General features: G+C 63.6%; 14 protein-coding genes. 2 read left to right on the top strand and 12 right to left on the bottom strand.

Features of this window, described 5'->3' with window-relative positions; translation table 11 throughout:
- Window positions 1-11 precede the first annotated feature (11 nt).
- From kdpB to kdpF, 4 genes are all read right to left on the bottom strand, one after another.
- A complete protein-coding gene (kdpB, locus tag DA075_RS33685) occupies window positions 12-2,096 on the bottom strand; it encodes a potassium-transporting ATPase subunit KdpB (RefSeq protein WP_099957417.1) in 2,085 nt (694 codons plus the stop codon).
- A 15-nt stretch (window positions 2,097-2,111) separates the two neighbouring features.
- A complete protein-coding gene (gene kdpC, locus DA075_RS33690; RefSeq protein ID WP_099957418.1) occupies window positions 2,112-2,792 on the bottom strand; it encodes a potassium-transporting ATPase subunit KdpC in 681 nt (226 codons plus the stop codon).
- Window positions 2,793-2,802: 10 nt separating this feature from the next.
- Window positions 2,803-4,506: a potassium-transporting ATPase subunit KdpA gene (gene kdpA, locus DA075_RS33695; RefSeq protein WP_099957419.1), complete on the bottom strand. Its 1,704-nt coding sequence runs from the start codon at window positions 4,504-4,506 to the stop codon at window positions 2,803-2,805.
- Between the two features lie 130 nt (window positions 4,507-4,636).
- On the bottom strand, window positions 4,637-4,732 hold the full coding sequence (gene kdpF, locus DA075_RS33700; protein WP_206289431.1) for a K(+)-transporting ATPase subunit F: 96 nt from the start codon (window positions 4,730-4,732) through the stop codon (window positions 4,637-4,639).
- Between the two features lie 502 nt (window positions 4,733-5,234).
- Here kdpF and DA075_RS33705 point away from each other — a divergent pair.
- Window positions 5,235-6,131, top strand: a complete 897-nt coding sequence (locus tag DA075_RS33705; RefSeq protein WP_099957420.1) for a LysR family transcriptional regulator — start codon at window positions 5,235-5,237, stop codon at window positions 6,129-6,131.
- A gap of 179 nt (window positions 6,132-6,310) precedes the next feature.
- Window positions 6,311-7,549, top strand: coding sequence for an outer membrane beta-barrel protein (locus DA075_RS33710; RefSeq protein ID WP_099957421.1), 1,239 nt, complete (start codon window positions 6,311-6,313; stop codon window positions 7,547-7,549).
- A gap of 370 nt (window positions 7,550-7,919) precedes the next feature.
- Here DA075_RS33710 and DA075_RS33720 read toward each other — a convergent pair whose 3' ends face one another.
- Genes DA075_RS33720 through trbE form a run of 8 tightly spaced genes read right to left on the bottom strand, consistent with a single transcriptional unit; the run spans window position 7,920 to window position 16,082 of the window.
- A complete protein-coding gene (locus DA075_RS33720; RefSeq protein WP_099957423.1) occupies window positions 7,920-8,144 on the bottom strand; it encodes a DUF2274 domain-containing protein in 225 nt (74 codons plus the stop codon).
- Window positions 8,145-8,146: 2 nt separating this feature from the next.
- The gene (locus DA075_RS33725) at window positions 8,147-9,367 is read right to left on the bottom strand and encodes a TraB/TrbI/VirB10 family type IV secretion system protein (RefSeq protein WP_099957424.1); all 1,221 of its coding nucleotides are present in this window, start codon (window positions 9,365-9,367) and stop codon (window positions 8,147-8,149) included.
- The gene (gene trbG, locus DA075_RS33730) at window positions 9,364-10,413 is read right to left on the bottom strand and encodes a P-type conjugative transfer protein TrbG (RefSeq protein ID WP_099957425.1); all 1,050 of its coding nucleotides are present in this window, start codon (window positions 10,411-10,413) and stop codon (window positions 9,364-9,366) included. Before trbG ends, DA075_RS33725 begins: the two co-directional genes overlap by 4 nt.
- Window positions 10,410-11,093, bottom strand: coding sequence for a conjugal transfer protein TrbF (gene trbF, locus DA075_RS33735; RefSeq protein ID WP_099957426.1), 684 nt, complete (start codon window positions 11,091-11,093; stop codon window positions 10,410-10,412). Before trbF ends, trbG begins: the two co-directional genes overlap by 4 nt.
- Entirely contained in the window at window positions 11,093-12,448 is a 1,356-nt protein-coding gene (gene trbL, locus DA075_RS33740; RefSeq protein ID WP_099957427.1) for a P-type conjugative transfer protein TrbL, read from the bottom strand. The genes trbF and trbL overlap by 1 nt, the downstream gene beginning before the upstream one ends.
- Window positions 12,449-12,452: 4 nt before the next feature.
- Entirely contained in the window at window positions 12,453-12,842 is a 390-nt protein-coding gene (trbK-alt, locus tag DA075_RS33745; RefSeq protein WP_099957428.1) for a putative entry exclusion protein TrbK-alt, read from the bottom strand.
- Window positions 12,843-12,852: 10 nt separating this feature from the next.
- Window positions 12,853-13,629 (bottom strand): P-type conjugative transfer protein TrbJ, encoded by a 777-nt coding sequence (gene trbJ / locus DA075_RS33750; protein WP_099957429.1) that lies wholly within the window; start codon window positions 13,627-13,629, stop codon window positions 12,853-12,855.
- On the bottom strand, window positions 13,626-16,082 hold the full coding sequence (gene trbE / locus DA075_RS33755) for a conjugal transfer protein TrbE (RefSeq protein ID WP_099957430.1): 2,457 nt from the start codon (window positions 16,080-16,082) through the stop codon (window positions 13,626-13,628). The genes trbJ and trbE overlap by 4 nt, the downstream gene beginning before the upstream one ends.
- Between the last annotated feature and the right edge of the window lie 6 nt (window positions 16,083-16,088).

The following is a 16,088-nucleotide window of genomic DNA, read 5'->3' on the forward strand; positions in this document are numbered from 1 at the left end:
ACGCCGTTCGTCTAAAAGAACGGCGTGAGCACGAGGTCGATGAGCTTTATACCTATAAATGGCACGATAATCCCGCCTAATCCGTAGATGAGCAGGTTCCGACCGAGAAGCCGCGCCGCCGGTTCGGCGCGATACTTCACCCCGCGTAGGGCGAGCGGGATTAGCACGACGATGATCAGCGCGTTGAAGATGACCGCAGAGAGAATCGCCGAGGCCGGGCTGTGCAGTCCCATCACGTTGAGCGCGGCGAGCGGCGGATAGGTCGCGACGAAGGCGGCGGGAATGATCGCGAAATACTTGGCCAGGTCGTTTGCGACGCTAAAGGTCGTGAGCGCGCCGCGCGTCATGATCATCTGCTTGCCGACTTCGACGACGCGCAGCAGCTTGGTTGGGTTGCTGTCGAGATCGACCATATTGCCGGCTTCCTTGGCCGCCTGCGTACCGCTGTTCATCGCGACGGCGACATCGGCTTGGGCGAGCGCGGGCGCGTCGTTGGTGCCGTCGCCGGTCATCGCGACGAGCCGTCCCTCAGCCTGGTACTGGCGAATAAGCCGGAGCTTGTCCTCCGGCGTCGCCTCAGCCAAGTAATCGTCGACGCCGGCTTCGGCCGCGATGGTCGCTGCCGTCAACTGGTTGTCGCCGGTGATCATCACGGTCTTGATGCCCATCGCGCGAAGCTCGGCGAAGCGCTCCTTGATCCCGCCTTTGATGATGTCCTTGAGCTCGATCACGCCCAGGACATTGGTTCCGTCGCTAACGACGAGCGGTGTGCTGCCGCGGCGAGAAACTTCTTCGACGGTCGTGGTCACTTCCTTGGGGAAGACACCGCCCATCGCCTCGACATGGGCGCGGATCGCACTGGCCGCACCTTTCCGGATCTGGCGGCCGTCGATGTTGATGCCGCTCATTCGGGTTTGCGCGGTGAAACCGATTGTCTCCGCGCCCTGAAGCTCGCGGCCGCGGATGCCGAAAGCGTTTTTGGCCAGGATCACGATAGAGCGCCCTTCGGGCGTCTCGTCGGCAAGGGATGCGAGCTGCGCCGCGTCGGCCAGCGCGGGCTCTTTGATGCCGGGCGCGGGATGAAACTTCGTCGCCTCGCGATTGCCGAGCGTGATCGTGCCGGTCTTGTCGAGGAGGAGGACGTCGACATCACCCGCCGCCTCGATCGCGCGGCCAGAGGTGGCCAGCACATTGGCCTTCATCATCCGGCTCATACCGGCGATGCCCACGGCTGAGAGCAGTGCTCCGATCGTCGTCGGGATGAGGCAAACGAGAAGCGCAATGAGCACCGTGATCGTCACCACCGTGCCCGAGCCGTTGATGATCGTGCTGAAGCTAGAGAACGGCAGGAGGGTGACGCAGACGAGCAGGAAGATGATCGTGAGTGCGACCAATAGGATCGTGAGTGCGATCTCGTTGGGTGTCTTGCCACGCTTAGCGCCTTCGACCATCGCGATCATGCGATCGAGGAAGGCCTCGCCCGGCTTGGCAGTGACCTCGACAACAATCCAGTCCGAAAGCACGCGTGTGCCGCCCGTCACGGATGCGAAGTCGCCGCCTGCCTCGCGGATGACGGGGGCGGACTCGCCGGTGATTGCGGACTCATCCACCGAAGCTGCGCCTTGCAGCACTTCGCCGTCGGCCGGGATGATCTCGCCAGCCTCGACAAGCACGTATGCTCCCACACCCAGTTCGTCGCTCGCCTGAGGCCAGGATTCGGCGTCACGTCGCGGCTCCTTGAGCATCCGAGCGAGAACGCGCTGGCGGGTGGCGCGCAGCGCATCGGCCTGCGCCTTGCCGCGCCCTTCCGCCATGGCCTCGGCAGCGTTGGCGAAAAGGACCGTGAACCAAAGCCATGCGGCGATCGCGAAGATGAAGGGAGCGGACGCCTCGCCCTTGCCGGTCACGGCCTGAATGAAAAGCAAAGTTGTGACGATGCTGCCGAGAAACACGACGAACATCACCGGGTTCTTGATCTGAACGCGCGGTGACAGCTTCTTGAAGGCTTCCGCGGCCACTGATGCCCACGGCACTTGCTTGACGTTTCCGCCGAGGACGGCGGCGCTCTGCGCCGTAGGAGTCTCTAGATCGGACATGATGCCACCTCGGTTTTATTGGGCAGCCGGACGGGCCGGCGCGGCAGCCGCGTCGAGCGCGAGATTGAGTGCAAGGACATTGACGCGTGGGTCGCCGAACAGACCGAACTGCGGTCGATCGACATTCTCATTGATCAGCGCCAGGACGCGGTCCACCGCCACCCCTCGGGCGCGAGCGACCCGCTGCGCCTGGATGTTGGCGTTGGCGATCGAGATATGCGGGTCGAGACCTGAGCCGGACGCGGTCACCGCGTCGACCGGAACGGCGGCGTTGGCCGCCAGTCCGTTCTCCTGACGGTAGGCGATGGCGCGCTCTTCGACCGCGGTGAGGAGCTTCTTGCTGAGAACACCCTGGTTGCTCGCGGCGCTGGCTCCAGCGTTATACGGCTGGTCGACCGTCTTGGAGGGGTCCTGCGGGTCGGGACCCGACGTGGCGCTTGGCCGACTATGGAAATATTCCGGGCGTGCGAAATATTGTCCGATCTGGCGAGACCCGATGGCCTGCCCGTTTCTCTCGATCAGGCTTCCCTGAGCCTGGCTCGGGAAGAGCAGATTGGCGACGCCGGTTGTCGCCAGCGGATAGGCCAGACCTGTCACCACCATGAATAGCAGGGCTGAAACAAGCACCGGCCGGGCGATGCCCTTGAAGGCGGAGGTGGCAGAGAGGTCGGCGGATGTCGATTGATCGTTGTGCATGGCGATGTCCTCAGAATGTCGTGCCAGACAGCATCAGCAGATGCTCGACGATGGGGCCGAGCGCGAGCGCGGGGAGGAAGGTCAGACCCCCGACCACCAACACCACGAACACGAGAAGCCCTGTGAACAGCGGCGTTGCGGTCGAGAGCGTCCCTGGGCCAGCCGGCACCGTCGTCTTCGCCGCCATCACGCCCGCGACCGCCAGCATCGGCAGCAAGGTCAGATAGCGCCCGACCAGCATCGCGAGCCCAATGGTTGTGTTGAAGAAGGGCGTGTTGGCGTTGAAGCCGGCGAAGGCCGAACCGTTGTTGGCGGTGCCCGAGGTATAGGCGTAGAGCACTTCGCTGAAACCGTGGGGCCCCATGTTGGCCAGACTGTCGACGGTGGAGGGCATGACGCATGCGAGCGCCGTGAAACCGAGGATGCTGAAGGCATGGGCCAGAACAGCCAGCATCACGAACTTCATCTCGCGCGCCTCGACCTTCTTGCCGAGGAATTCGGGCGTTCGCCCGATCATCATGCCGACCAGGAAGACGGTCAGAATTGCATAGGTGACGAGATTGATGAGGCCGACGCCATCGCCGCCGAACACGTTGTTGAGCATCATCTGGGCGATCGGGACGAGGCCGCCAAGCGGCGTCAGCGAGGCGTGCATCGAGTCGACCGATCCCGTCGTCGCCGCCGTCGTGGTGGTCACGAACAGGCTGGTCTGCGCGATGCCGAAGCGAAGTTCCTTACCCTCCATGTTGCCGCCGCCGAGCGTTGCGGTCTGCGCCTGATCAATTCCCAGCGGCGAGAGCATCGGATTGCCCGCATGCTCGGCGCCGTAGACCAGCGCTAGGAAACCGAGGAACATGACGAAGAAGGCGGCGAAGAACGACCAACCCTGCTTGCGGTTGGCGATCATCGATCCGAAGACGTAGGTCAGGGCCGACGGGATCAACAACATGCTCAGGATGTGCAGCGTGTTGGTGAGCGGTGTCGGGTTTTCAAAAGGATGCGCGGCGTTCATGCCGAAGAAGCCACCGCCGTTGGTGCCGATGTGCTTGATGGTCTCGAGACTGGCCACCGGCCCGATGATGAGTTGCTGGCGAGCGCCTTCGAGCGTCGTGACCACCGTGTCGGCCGTCAGCGTCTGCGGCATGCCCTGCCACACATAGATGAGCGCAAGGACGAAGCAGACCGGGAGCAGCAGGCGGTAGGTGACGCGCGTGAAGTCGACCCAATAATTGCCGATGTCGCCGGCGCTCTTGCGGCTAAGGCCCCGGATGAAGCCGCCCGCGGCGGCAACGCCGGTCGCGGCGCTGACGGTCATCAGGAACGTGATGACCGCCATCTGCGACAGGTTCGAGAGGCTCGTTTCGCCAGAATAGGCCTGCCAGTTGGTATTGGTGATGAACGAGGCGACGGTGTTGAACGCGAGGTCGGGTGTCTGCGAAGAGCGACCGAGCGAATCGCCGGGCAGAAGTTGCTGGATGCGCAAAATCAGGTAGCCGAGCAGCATCATGGCGGCGTTGCTGAGGAGCAGCACCGCGCCATAGCGTTTCCAAGACATCGGCTCGGCGGGATCGACGCCCAGCAACCGGTAGGTGCCGCGCTCGATAATATTGTGTCCAGGCGCGGTGAAGATGCGCGTGAGCCACGGGCCAGTCACAAAGACGAGGCCCGTCATGATCGCCAGAACGACGATGAATTGATTCAGATCGTATCCCATCAGAGCCCCCTCAAATTCGATCGAGGGCCACGATGAACCCTGCTGTGATTGCGAAGAATCCGAGCGTTACCGCTACGAAGATGAGGTCGCCCATATTTGCCACCTGCCGGTTAGAATGGATCGTTGATGCTCAGAAGCGCTCAGGCTTCATGAGGGCGTAGAAAAGGTAGATGAAGAGGCCGACCGCGCAGGCGCCGGCCAGACCAATCATGAGGGTTTCGGTCACGAGGATTCTCCAAACAGCGCGACGACGCCGAAAGATCGTCTCTGCGTGCGCGAGCGCGGACGCACGCGGCTCAGTAGACGCGCAGATCTCGGCTTCTCGGCCAGAAAGTTGCTGAGCATTTTGGCTGCAGCTCCAGTTTAGTGTCAGTCTGCGGGACGCCTTTAAGACGTTGCACGTAAAGGCGGCGCTGAGTTTTTACGCCCGTGTATAAGGATGGCGTAAGGGAGCATGTCACAGCTACCGCCTGCGACGTTTCTTGGCCGGTCATGAATAGATGAATGCGAGTGAAGTAGAGTAGGCTTTCGAACTGGCGAATGAGGGCTGCGTCTTACGCGGTCTTTGCGGTCGCCCCCGAAACTCTACGCGATCCTTATGTCACGCGGGGTAAGCAGCTTCCTATAGCATCGCGTTCGACTCGACGCGTTCCAATCACAGGTAACGCCGAGATGCGCTGTAGCTTCCATCGCCGCCGACATCGCTGCACAGCTCGGCCCCTCCGGCGGTGAAGGCATTTGAGCTAGAACTTAGGCACATACGATACGTTGTGACGGCCGCCCGGTTTGGAAGCTTTCGCAAGGCATCCTCACGCCTTGGGGTGCGGGAGTCGACGATCAGTCGACAGGTCAGAAACTTGGAGGACGGGCTGGGCTCCAGCCTATTTCTTCGCAAGAGGTCGGGCGTTTCGCTAACGCAAGCTGGCTCGATTTTTGTCGAGCATGCCCAAGCCGCGCTGAACGAGATTGATCGCGCGGTAGGCGATGTCGGCACGATAGGTCGCGGCCGGTCCGGTACGGTTCGCGTCGGCCTGTCATCTCCGCTCGCAACCGGGTTTCTCGGGGAGCTCCTTATTCGCTTTTGTCGGCAGCATGAAGCGGTGCAGCTTGAGTTTGTGGAAGGCACACATACACAGCTCTTCGAGGACCTGGAGCGCGGCAATCTCGATATCGCGTTCATGGCCGCGCCGCTTGACACTGGAAGCCTTGCCACCAAACGGCTGTGGAGCGAGGATGTGTTCGTCGTCTTGCCGGAGAGTGATGCACTCACGAAGAAGAGCGAAATCGCGTGGAGTGACATCCGGCTGAAGCAGTTTCTGGTGACCGAAGCTACGCCGGGACGCGATATCGAAGCGTTCGTTTTCCGGCACCTCTCCTCTATTGGATATTCGCCACGGATACAGCGTGACCGGGTGTCGTCACAGACCCTGATGCAGTTGGTTGCGATTGGCAGGGGCATCTCGATAGCAAGCCAATCGGTCGCGGAGACGTCGTTCCCCGGCATCACCTATCGGAGGCTCGAAGGGTGTGCGGTGCCCTTCTCGGCGGTTTGGTCGACCGAGAATGACAACCCGCCCTTTCGTCGGCTGCTGAGCTTGACGTCCGGGCAAGCAGCTACTGCATAATGGTCGAAGCCGCCGTTTCTGAGTTCCATTACCGCCAGGCGGTCTAAGCGGCGTCAAACAGTGCCGATCCCTCCCAAATATATATGCGATCCTTACGTCCCAGCGTCAGATAAAGCGCCGACTTTATACGCGTAAAATTAGTGCTTCGCTGCATCTGCCCAATCAAATGGGGATGCAATATGCCCGGACCTGCCGATTTCTCTGCTATTCGCAAGTCGACGCCGCGACACAAACGGTGGTTGACATCGCCCTCGACCCTGGCGCTTGGAGTGGCGTGCGCTACGCTCTTCGGCGCGAGCGCGGCATATGCAGATCCGGTTCCGGCACCCAGTTTTGCTGGCCCCCTCGTCCCTAATCCTGACGCCATCGCGCTTGAGGCAGGACCGTTCGGTCAGGTTCTGGTGTCGGGCCAAGTGACGGGCATTGGCGTCGCGCAGACCAATGCAACGCACGCCGGCGGGATCGGCAACCGCGATGGCTTCGTCGATATCAGCAACGCGCAAGTCCAGTTTCAAACGACCCGGGGCCCGCTACAGTTCTATGTTCAGACGGGCATTTACTCCATCCCTTCGCTGGGTACGTCTTACCTGAAGGCGACCGAAGCGACAGAACAGCTTTTTGGTCCGGTTCCGGTGGCGTACGCGAAAGCGGTGATATCGCCCGAACTATCCGTGTCTGCCGGATTACTGCCGACGATGGTCGGCGCGGAGTCGACGTTCACCTTCCAAAACGTCAATATCGAGCGCGGCTTGCTGTGGAATCAGGAGCCGGCCATCAGCCGCGGCGTTCAAGTGAACTACGCCAAGGGAGCGGTCAGTGCGGCGGTCTCGCTTAACGACGGCTACTTTTCGGGAAAGCTGAACTGGCTCTCGGGCACGCTTTCCTACGCGTTTGATTCCTCGAATTCGCTGAGCTTCGTCGGCGCTGGTGCGCTATCGCGTAATGACAAATCCTCCTTCGCGACGCCTTTGGCGCAGAACAATAGCAGCATTTTCAATCTCATTTACACCCATACGAGCGGTCCGCTCACGCTGACGCCGTATCTCCAATACAGCCACGTTGGCCGCGATGATCAGCTCGGCATCAATCGTTCCGCCGATACCTACGGCGGGGCGCTGCTCGTTAAATACGCGATCGACAAGGAGTGGTCGCTCGGCGCGCGGGCTGAGTATCTGAAGACTAGCGGGGGAAGATGCGGATCGGACGCGTCGTGTGCGCCAACGAACTTGCTTTATGGTCCCGGAAGCAGTGCCTGGTCGCTGACCTTAACGCCGACTTATCAGAAAGGCATATTCTTCGCGCGAGGAGAGGTGTCGTACACCCGGATCGGGAACCTCGAGGCGGGCTTTGGCTTCGGTCGTGACTTCGATCGACGCGATCAGGTGCGCGCGCTGATCGAGACAGGCATACTTTTTTGAAGGCCGCACCGCGCTATCGCGCACGTGCGAGCTGATCGATGGGACCCGCGAACGCATAGTCGGCGCGATGATGGCAGCGAGCATTCATGATGCCGCATCTAGACGCCGAGTCGCGCCTGACGCTTCGACGCTTCGCTACAAAACTCTGCGTCTCCTCTATTATTGGGCTATACGGCCGGGCGCATTATTTCCCAATGGTGTCGTTCGTACTCTCGCTTTACTCGATCTGTAGCGCCGTCTTTGCGATCACGCTCCGTGAGAAATTCCTGAGGCGTGATGGGTTCAACCATTGGGACGAGGCGCTGTGGCTGCTTTTGGTTAGCACCGCTGTTCGCGTCATACACGGAATATACTGATGGGGTCGTCCCCGTCAGTCCGGAGCTGACTTCCTGGCGGCTGTGAACGCGCGATCGGTCGCGATGAAACGCTGCAACATCGGCGCTATGAGCTTGATCGGATCTGAAATGGTTTGCCCCTGTTCGCGCCCCAGGACCTCGGCGTAGAGCACCAAGTCGCGATGCAGCGAGGCCGGCAGTTCGAGCGACACCTTAACAGCCTTGTCTTCCAAGAGCGCGCCAAGCTTGAGCTTCGCCATGATCACCCTCCATATGGTTCTAGTACCAGATCCCGCGTCACGATCACCCTGACCGGGAAGCCCGGCCGGATCGTGAGCGTCGGAGCGACGTTAAGCTGGCGGCGAACGATCTGCTGACCGGCATCGTTGATCGTGTCCTGGCCACCATTGCGGATGGCTCGCAGCAGCCGGTCTTGATCATCGACGGCAAGTTCAGCACCGACGTTGAGGAGTGTGGACAGACCAGCGGCCTTGGCGAGATCCCACCAGTGGTAGTCCACGCCATCTTGAAGGCCGGCAAATCCTTGGGAGTCAGCTCCGGGTTGGCGTTCTAGCACGATCGAACGACCGTTCGGGAAAATCAGCCGGTTCCAGACCAAGAGCACGCGGCTCTGTCCGAATTGCACGCTGTTGTCGTACTGGCCCACGACGCGCGTGCCCTGCGGCACGAGAAGGATTCGCCCGGTCGGGCTGTCGTAGATGTTCTCGGTGACCTGCGCCGTGATCTGTCCAGGTAGATCGGAACGAATTCCGGTGATGAGCGCAGCCGAGATGACGGCGCCGGCTTGCAGAACGTTTGGAGACGGCGGCGCGACGACTCGATCGGGCGCCACCGTCCTGCGATCGGGCGCGGCATTGAGGAAGGCGTTCTGACGATCCTGGGCTGAAGGCGTTGCCGGCGGCGGCGCGAGCCCGAGGCTGGCGAGATTTGGCGTCGGCGGAGGCACGACGGCCGGCGTTGTTGCGGGGGCACCGACGCGGGACTCCGACCCGGAGAACAGCCGGCTGGTCCGGGCGGTTTCGATTTCCTGAAGGCGCCGCTGCTCCTCTTGACTAACCCCGGGATTCGGAGTCGCGATGCCAGGGGCCGGAACAGGCTGTCCGCCGTTCGCCGGGCTGAGCATCGGCCGGCCGAGATCGCCGGGAAGCGGTGGACCGAGCCGAGGAACACCGCTGTAATCGCGCGGCAGGCCCGCGAGCCCGTCAGCCGTCGAGCGATTCTCGGTCGAGTAGAGTTCCTCATTGGGTCGGCCGCTGTCGCGGGTTTGAAGCGCGTAGATCAAGGCGCCACCGAGGCCGAGGCTCGCGACGAGGCCCACGCCAGCCAGGACCTTGCGCGATAGCCGGGTGACGCGGGGTGGATCCGCGCGCAGCCGCATCGGCGCCGCGCTGGCCGGTTCGCCGGTCAACGGCTGCGCGTCGTCGTTGGGCGCATCCTCATTCCGGAGAGGGTTCTCGCTCACGAAGTCGGCCTCCCGTCGGTGCGTGTGATGCGAACGCGCCGCTGCCGATCGCCGGAACCAAACCGCAGTTCAGCGGCGGCGAAGAGGCGGTCGACGATCATGTGGTGCCCGCGCACGCGGTAGTTCACCAACTCTGAGGTGTCGCCTTCCGCGCCAACGACGAAGAGAGGCGGCATTTCGCCCTGACCGATGCCGCGGGGAAACTCGATGAAGACCTGGCGACCATCATCGAAAGCGCGCAAGGGACGCCAGGGTGCCCGATCACCTTCGATCGCATAGCGGAAGTTGACGTTGGCAAGATCGACACCGCTGGCCACAGGCTGCGCCGCCTGGGCCTCGGCGTTCTGCCGGCGCAGCGCAATGAGCTGGTCCTGCGGGTACTGCCAGGAGACCGATGCCATATAGGTGCGCTCGGTCGACCGAAGCTCCATGTGGTACGTGCGCATGTTGGTGTTGATGACGAGGTTGGTCATCAGTTCGGCGCGCGTTGGCTTCACCAGGATATGGATCTGCCGCGTCGCACCCGCGCCGCTCTCGGTGTCGCCGATGATCCAGCGCACGGTGTCGCCGGCGGCGACGGGGCCGGAGCCGACGAGCTGCTCGCCCGGCTGCAACGCGATATCGGTGATCTGACCGACGGCGGTATAGACCTGATAGAGTGCGCCTTGGGTGAAGGGATAGACCTGCATCGAATTGATGAAGCCATCGCGCACCGGCTGAATGCGCGCGGCGGCGTTGGCCTGGTTCACTCGCGCCGTCGGATCAGCGGGCTCGGCCGGACGCCGCGATGGCTCGACGCGCTGCAACTGGCCGGGCAGCGGCAGCGGGCGCGGCAGCTCGACCACGGTGACAGGTGCAGGCGGATCGACAGTCTGCACGGCGGGAGCCGCGTTGTCGTAGGAAATCTCGGGCGGCGGCGTGGTGGTGGCGCAGCCAGCGAGGGCAGTCGTCGCCAGCAGGATCGCCGGGATTGCGGCTCTGCGGAGAGCCGGAAATGCGAGACTGTGTGAAGCCGGGTTTCCGGCTTTACGGAAAGACGGCTTCATTGCCCAAGCTCCCGTGACCAATTTATTGCGTTGACGTAGATGCCGAGCGGGTTCGCCCGGAGGCGATCGGCGTTGCGGGGGATCTGGACCACGATCGTCAGGATCGCGGTCCAGCGCGTGGTCTCGGCGAGTTGGCCGTTTTCGTAGCGGCGCTCGACCCAGGCAACGCGAAAGCTGTCGGGTGACGCGCGAATGACGCTGGAGACATCGACGGCGATCTGCTGACGGCCTACCTTTGCGAACGGGTCGTTCGACCGCGCGTAGTCGTTCAGGGCTGCAGCGCCGCGGTCGGTCGTGAAATCGTAAGCTCGCAGCCAGTTTTGGCGGACGATGATGGCGTCCGCGGGAATCGATCGGACCTGCTCGATGAAGCGCGCGAGGTGAAAGGCGATTTGCGGATCGGTCGGACGATAGTCCGCCTGAGCGGGGGCAACCGCTTGCGCCTGGCCGAGCCGGTCGACTTGGACCACCCAGGGCACGATGGTCCCGCGGGCTGACTGTACGACGAGCGCGGTGGCGAATCCGGCTGACAGGAGCAACGAGCCAAACGCCATCAATCGCCAATTTTTGGCCTGGATGCGTGATGCGCCGATGCGCTCGTCCCAAACTTGGGCGGCGCGCTGATAAGGCGTCTCCGGCTCGGGAGCCTTGCCGTAATGGGTAGAGGGTCGTTTGAACATCAGCGATCGCCTTCGGACAGGTTGACGGACGAGCCAACGCCATGTGCGTCGCCTGAGCGAACGGCATGGGCTGTGGCCTGCGCGGCGTGGGTCATGTGTTGGGAGCGCCGCATGCGTTGCGCCCAGGCCGGAGCGCCGCCAGCGCGCGCGGGCGCTGCTCCGTCGCCGGCGGCATCACCGCCGATCGAGCCCATGGTGGAAGTTCCGCCTGTGGCTTCGAATGCCGCCTTGCCGCCAGCGCTGAAGCTGGAACGCATGCTTTCGGCAGCGCGCGACGCGGCACGGCGCAGCGGCGACACGGCGGCGCTGCCGCCGGCGCGGGCGACCCCGCCGAGCCCGGAAGCGACGCCGGCTGCACCGGACTGTCCGGCTGCGCCAAGGCTGTATGCGGTCGATGCGCCACCCGCGAGCGCGGCGCCGCCCCGAGCGGCGGCGGCGGCGCCACCAGCCAGTGCGGCACCGCCGGATGCGGCCGCGCCGACGGCGCCGGCGCCAAGAGCGACCATGCCACCGGCGGCAAGGCCCGTCCCGACGGCGGCGCCGGCGCTGAGTTGAGGACCGCCTGAGACGATCCCGCTGGCGATGCCGGGACCGAAGATGCCAAGACCGAGTAGCGACAGAGCGGCCAGCACGATCGCCATCGCTTCATCAATCGAGGGGTTCTGGCCGCCGAAACCGGACGTGAATTCGGAGAAGAGCGTCGAGCCGATGCCGATGATGACGGCCAGCACCAAGACCTTGATCCCGGACGAGATCACGTTGCCAAGCACTCGCTCGGCCATGAAGGCCGATTTGCCGAACAGGCCGAACGGGATCAGCACGAAGCCGGCGAGCGTTGTCAGCTTGAACTCGATGAGCGTGACGAAGAGCTGGATGGCGAGGATGAAGAAGGCGAGAAGCACCAGCGCCCAGGCCAGGAACATGCAGGCGATCTGGATGAAGTTCTCGAAGAACGACCAGTAGCCCATCAAGCTGGAAATGGAATCGAGCAGCGGCCGGCCGGCGTCCAGACCCGTCTGTGCGACCTTGCCCGGACGCAAGAGATCGGCCGTGGTGAAGCCTGTTCCACTGGCTTTGAGGCCGAGGCCCGCGAAGCTTTCGAAGATGATGCTGGCGAGGTTGTTCCAGTTGCCGATGATGTAGGCGAAGACACCGACGAACAGCGTCTTTTTGACCAGCCTGGCCAAAATGTCGTCGTCGGCGCCCCAGCTCCAGAACAGCGCGGCCAGCGTCACGTCGATCACGATCAACGTGGTCGCAATGAAAGCGACCTCGCCGCTGAGCAGTCCGAAACCGCTGTCGATGTAGCGGGTGAAGACCTCGAGGAAATGGTCGATAACGCCGGTGTTGCCCATGACGTTACCGAGCCTCGTCGAGCTGTGGGGTGAGGCTTGGCGCGGCGGCCGGCGGCATCGGAGGGTTGCGCTCATCAGGCTGAGGGGTGAGGCTCTCTCGCGGCGCGGACGGCATGTCCGGCAAACGCTCGGCCGGGCGGGCACCGGGCGCGAGGAAGCGGTTTCGGTTCTCGGCCCATGCGCGGCGACACGCCGGATCGCGCGGTCCGTCTTCGCCGAGCGCCTGGCAGCGGATCAGGGCGTCGCGCAGCGGATCGACCCGCGCTTGAACGGCGCGGCCTGACGACCAAGACGCTGGCGCCTCCTCTTTCCGCGTCATCTCGATCGCGGTCGCGGTGATCGCGACGGCGACGAACACCGCCGCGCCGATCCTAGCGAGCATCTTGCCGTCCATGGCCGCGGTCTCAGTTGCCGTTCGGGAACATGCGGGCGTTGCCCGGCTGGTAGCCGTTGCCAGGCGTCAGGAAGCGACGGCGTTGCTCACGACCCTGCTCGGCCGCGGCCGCACGCTCGGCCTCGGACAGACTCTGCGCACGGCCGTTGGCGGCCACGACCGCGGTGAGGTCGGCAAGCTGCTGCGCCTGCAGGGCGAGAAGCTGGTTGCCGGCCTGGGTCGCCTGCAGCGCACCGGTCGCGCCCTGGCTCTGCCCGACAAGCGCGGACATCTCGCTACGGTTGGTGTCGATGTTGCCGACAACGCCGGCCTGGACGCGCATGGCGTCCTGCAACCCGCCGACGGTGTTCTGCCAGCGTTCACGCGCCTGCGCGACAAGCGCTTGATCGGAAGCCGACATCGATGCATTTCCGTAGGTGGTCTGGAACGCGCGATCGATTTGCTGGACGTTGAGGGCGATGCCCTGCGCCTGTTGCAGGAGCTGCTGCGTGCGCTGTACCGATTGCTGAAGCTGCTGAAGCGACGAGTATGGCAGGCTCGCAAGGTTGCGGGCCTGATTGATCAGCATTGTCGCTTCGTTCTGAAGCTGCGTGATCTGCTGGTTGACCTGCTGGAGCGTCCGCGCAGCCGTCAGCACATTCTGCGCGTAGTTCGTCGGATCGTAGACGATGCCGCCGAATTGGGCCGCCGCTGGCGTGCTGATAAAGAGCGAGATAGCGACTGGTGTCGCAGCGATGATCGTGGCGAAACGCAGTGCGCGAGAGCGCGAACGGAATGAGCGTGTCATGAGAATACCTCCTGATGGGCTTGGGGGATGACGTTGGTGAGGTTGGGAATGAGATCGGCAGCCCAGGCGAGCCGGCTCGAGATCAGCCATTCGGAGAGGAAGCCGTCGGTGCCGCTTCGCGCGTGAACCTCGGCGATCAGCGCTTGGTGCTGCTTGGATGAGGCTGCGCACAGCGCCAGCGCGACATCGGATAGTCCGAGCTCGAACAGGCGGTTGCCGCGCCGCGACTGGCAGTAATAGTCGCGCTTTGGCATCGCGCGGGCGAGGATCTCGATCTGCCGGTCATTGAGACCGAAGCGGCGATAGATGGCGGTAATCTGCGGCTCGATCGCGCGCTCGTTAGGCAGAAGGATGCGTGTCTGGCAGCTCTCGATGATCGCCGGTGCAATCGCCGAGCCGTCGATGTCGGAGAGCGACTGGGTGGCGAAGATGACGCTGGCGTTCTTCTTGCGCAGCGTCTTCAGCCATTCGCGGAGCTGGCCGGCGAATCCCTCATCGTCGAGCGCAAGCCAGCCTTCATCGACGATCAGGAGCGTCGGCCGTCCGTCGAGGCGGTCCTCGATGCGGTGAAAGAGATAGGCGAGCACGGCGGCGGCGGCGCCGGTTCCGATCAGTCCTTCAGTCTCGAACGCCTGGACGTTGGCCTCGCCGAGATGCTCGGCCTCTGCGTCGAGGAGGCGGCCATAGGGTCCGCCGACGCAGTAGGGTCGCAACGCCTGCTTCAGGTCGTTGGACTGGAGCAGGACGGACAGGCCGGTCAACGTGCGCTCGGAGACCGGCGCCGACGCCAACGAGGACAGCGCCGACCACAGGTGTTCCTTGACCTCGGGCGTGACGGACACGCTTTCGCGCGCTAGGATTGCGATCAGCCAGTCCGAGGCCCATGCGCGCTCCGCGACGTCGTCGATCCGGGCAAGCGGCTGAAGCGACACGCTGTCTTCGGCGCCTTCGGTGAGGCCGCCGCCGAGATCGTGCCAGTCGCCGCGCATCGCGAGCGCCGCGGCCCGGATCGACCCGCCGAAGTCGAAGGCGAAAACCTGGGACTGCGGATAGCGCCGGAATTGCAGCGCCATGAGCGCGAGCAGTACGGATTTGCCGGCGCCGGTCGGACCGACGATCAGCGTATGGCCGACATCGCCGACATGGATGGAAAGCCGGAACGGGGTCGAGCCTTCGGTTCTGCCGTAAAGCAGCGGGGGTGCATCGAAGTGCTCGTCCCGTTCCGGTCCCGCCCACACCGCTGACAGCGGGATCATGTGGGCGAGATTGAGTGTGCTGATGGGGGGCTGGCGGACATTGGCGTAGACATGGCCGGGCAAGGAGCCGAGCCAGGCGTCTACGGCATTGATGGTCTCCGCCATCGCGGTGAAATCGCGCCCCTGAACGACTTTCTCGACCAGCCGCAGCTTCTCGGCGGCGATGCGCGGATCGTCGTCCCATACGGTGATGGTGGCGGTGACATAGGCTTGGCCGGCATAGTCGGCGCCGAGTTCCTGCAGCGCCATGTCGGCGTCGGCCGCCTTGTTGGCCGCATCTGTGTCGACGAGCGCCGAGGCTTCGTTGGTCATCACCTCCTTGAGAATGGCGGCGATGGACTTGCGCTTGGCGAACCATTGCCGACGGATCTTGGTCAGCAGCTTGGTCGCATCGGTCTTGTCGAGAAGGATGGCCCGCGTCGACCAGCGATAGGGAAAGGCCAACCGGTTCAACTCGTCGAGAATGCCGGGCGTCGTTGCGGTCGGGAAACCGACGATGGTGAGGATGCGCAGGTGCGTTTGCCCGAGGCGGGGTTCGAGTCCGCCGGTCAGCGGTTGATCGGCCAGAAGAGCGTCGAGATACATCGGCGTCTCAGGGACGCGGACACGATGACGCTTCGTCGAGATGGTCGAATGTAGATAGGTGAGTGTTTCGGCGTCATCGAGCCACGCGCATTCCGGCATGAAGGCGTCGATCAGATTCAAGATACGATCGGTACGATCGACGAAACCGCGCAGCACTTCGCGCGCGTTGACGCCGCCGTGGTCGCGACCCTCGTATAGCCATGCTTCGGCACGCGCCGCGTCTTCGGCCGGCGGCAGATAGAGGAAGGTGAGGAAATAGCTGGACTCGAAGTGCGCGCCTGCTTCTTCGAAGTCGGCCTTGCGTTCGGCGTCGACCAGCGCAGAGGCGCTGTCGGCGAACAGGCTGGAGGGATAGGTCGCGGCGTCGTGGCGTTGCGCTTCGACGAAGATGGCCCAGCCGGAGCCGAGACGTCGGAAAGCGTTGTTGAGCCGGCCCGCGACTGCGACCAGCTCGGCCGGCACGGCGCTGTCGAGGTCAGGACCGCGGAAGCGCGCAGTACGCTGCAGGCTACCATCCTTGTTGAGGACGACGCCTTCTCCGACCAGGGCGACCCAAGGCAGGAAATCGGCAAGCCGCGTATTGCGATTGCGATATTCGGCAAGGTTCATCATCGCGTC

Origin of the sequence: Methylobacterium currus, from assembly GCF_003058325.1 — a bacterium.
Taxonomy (GTDB): domain Bacteria; phylum Pseudomonadota; class Alphaproteobacteria; order Rhizobiales; family Beijerinckiaceae; genus Methylobacterium; species Methylobacterium currus.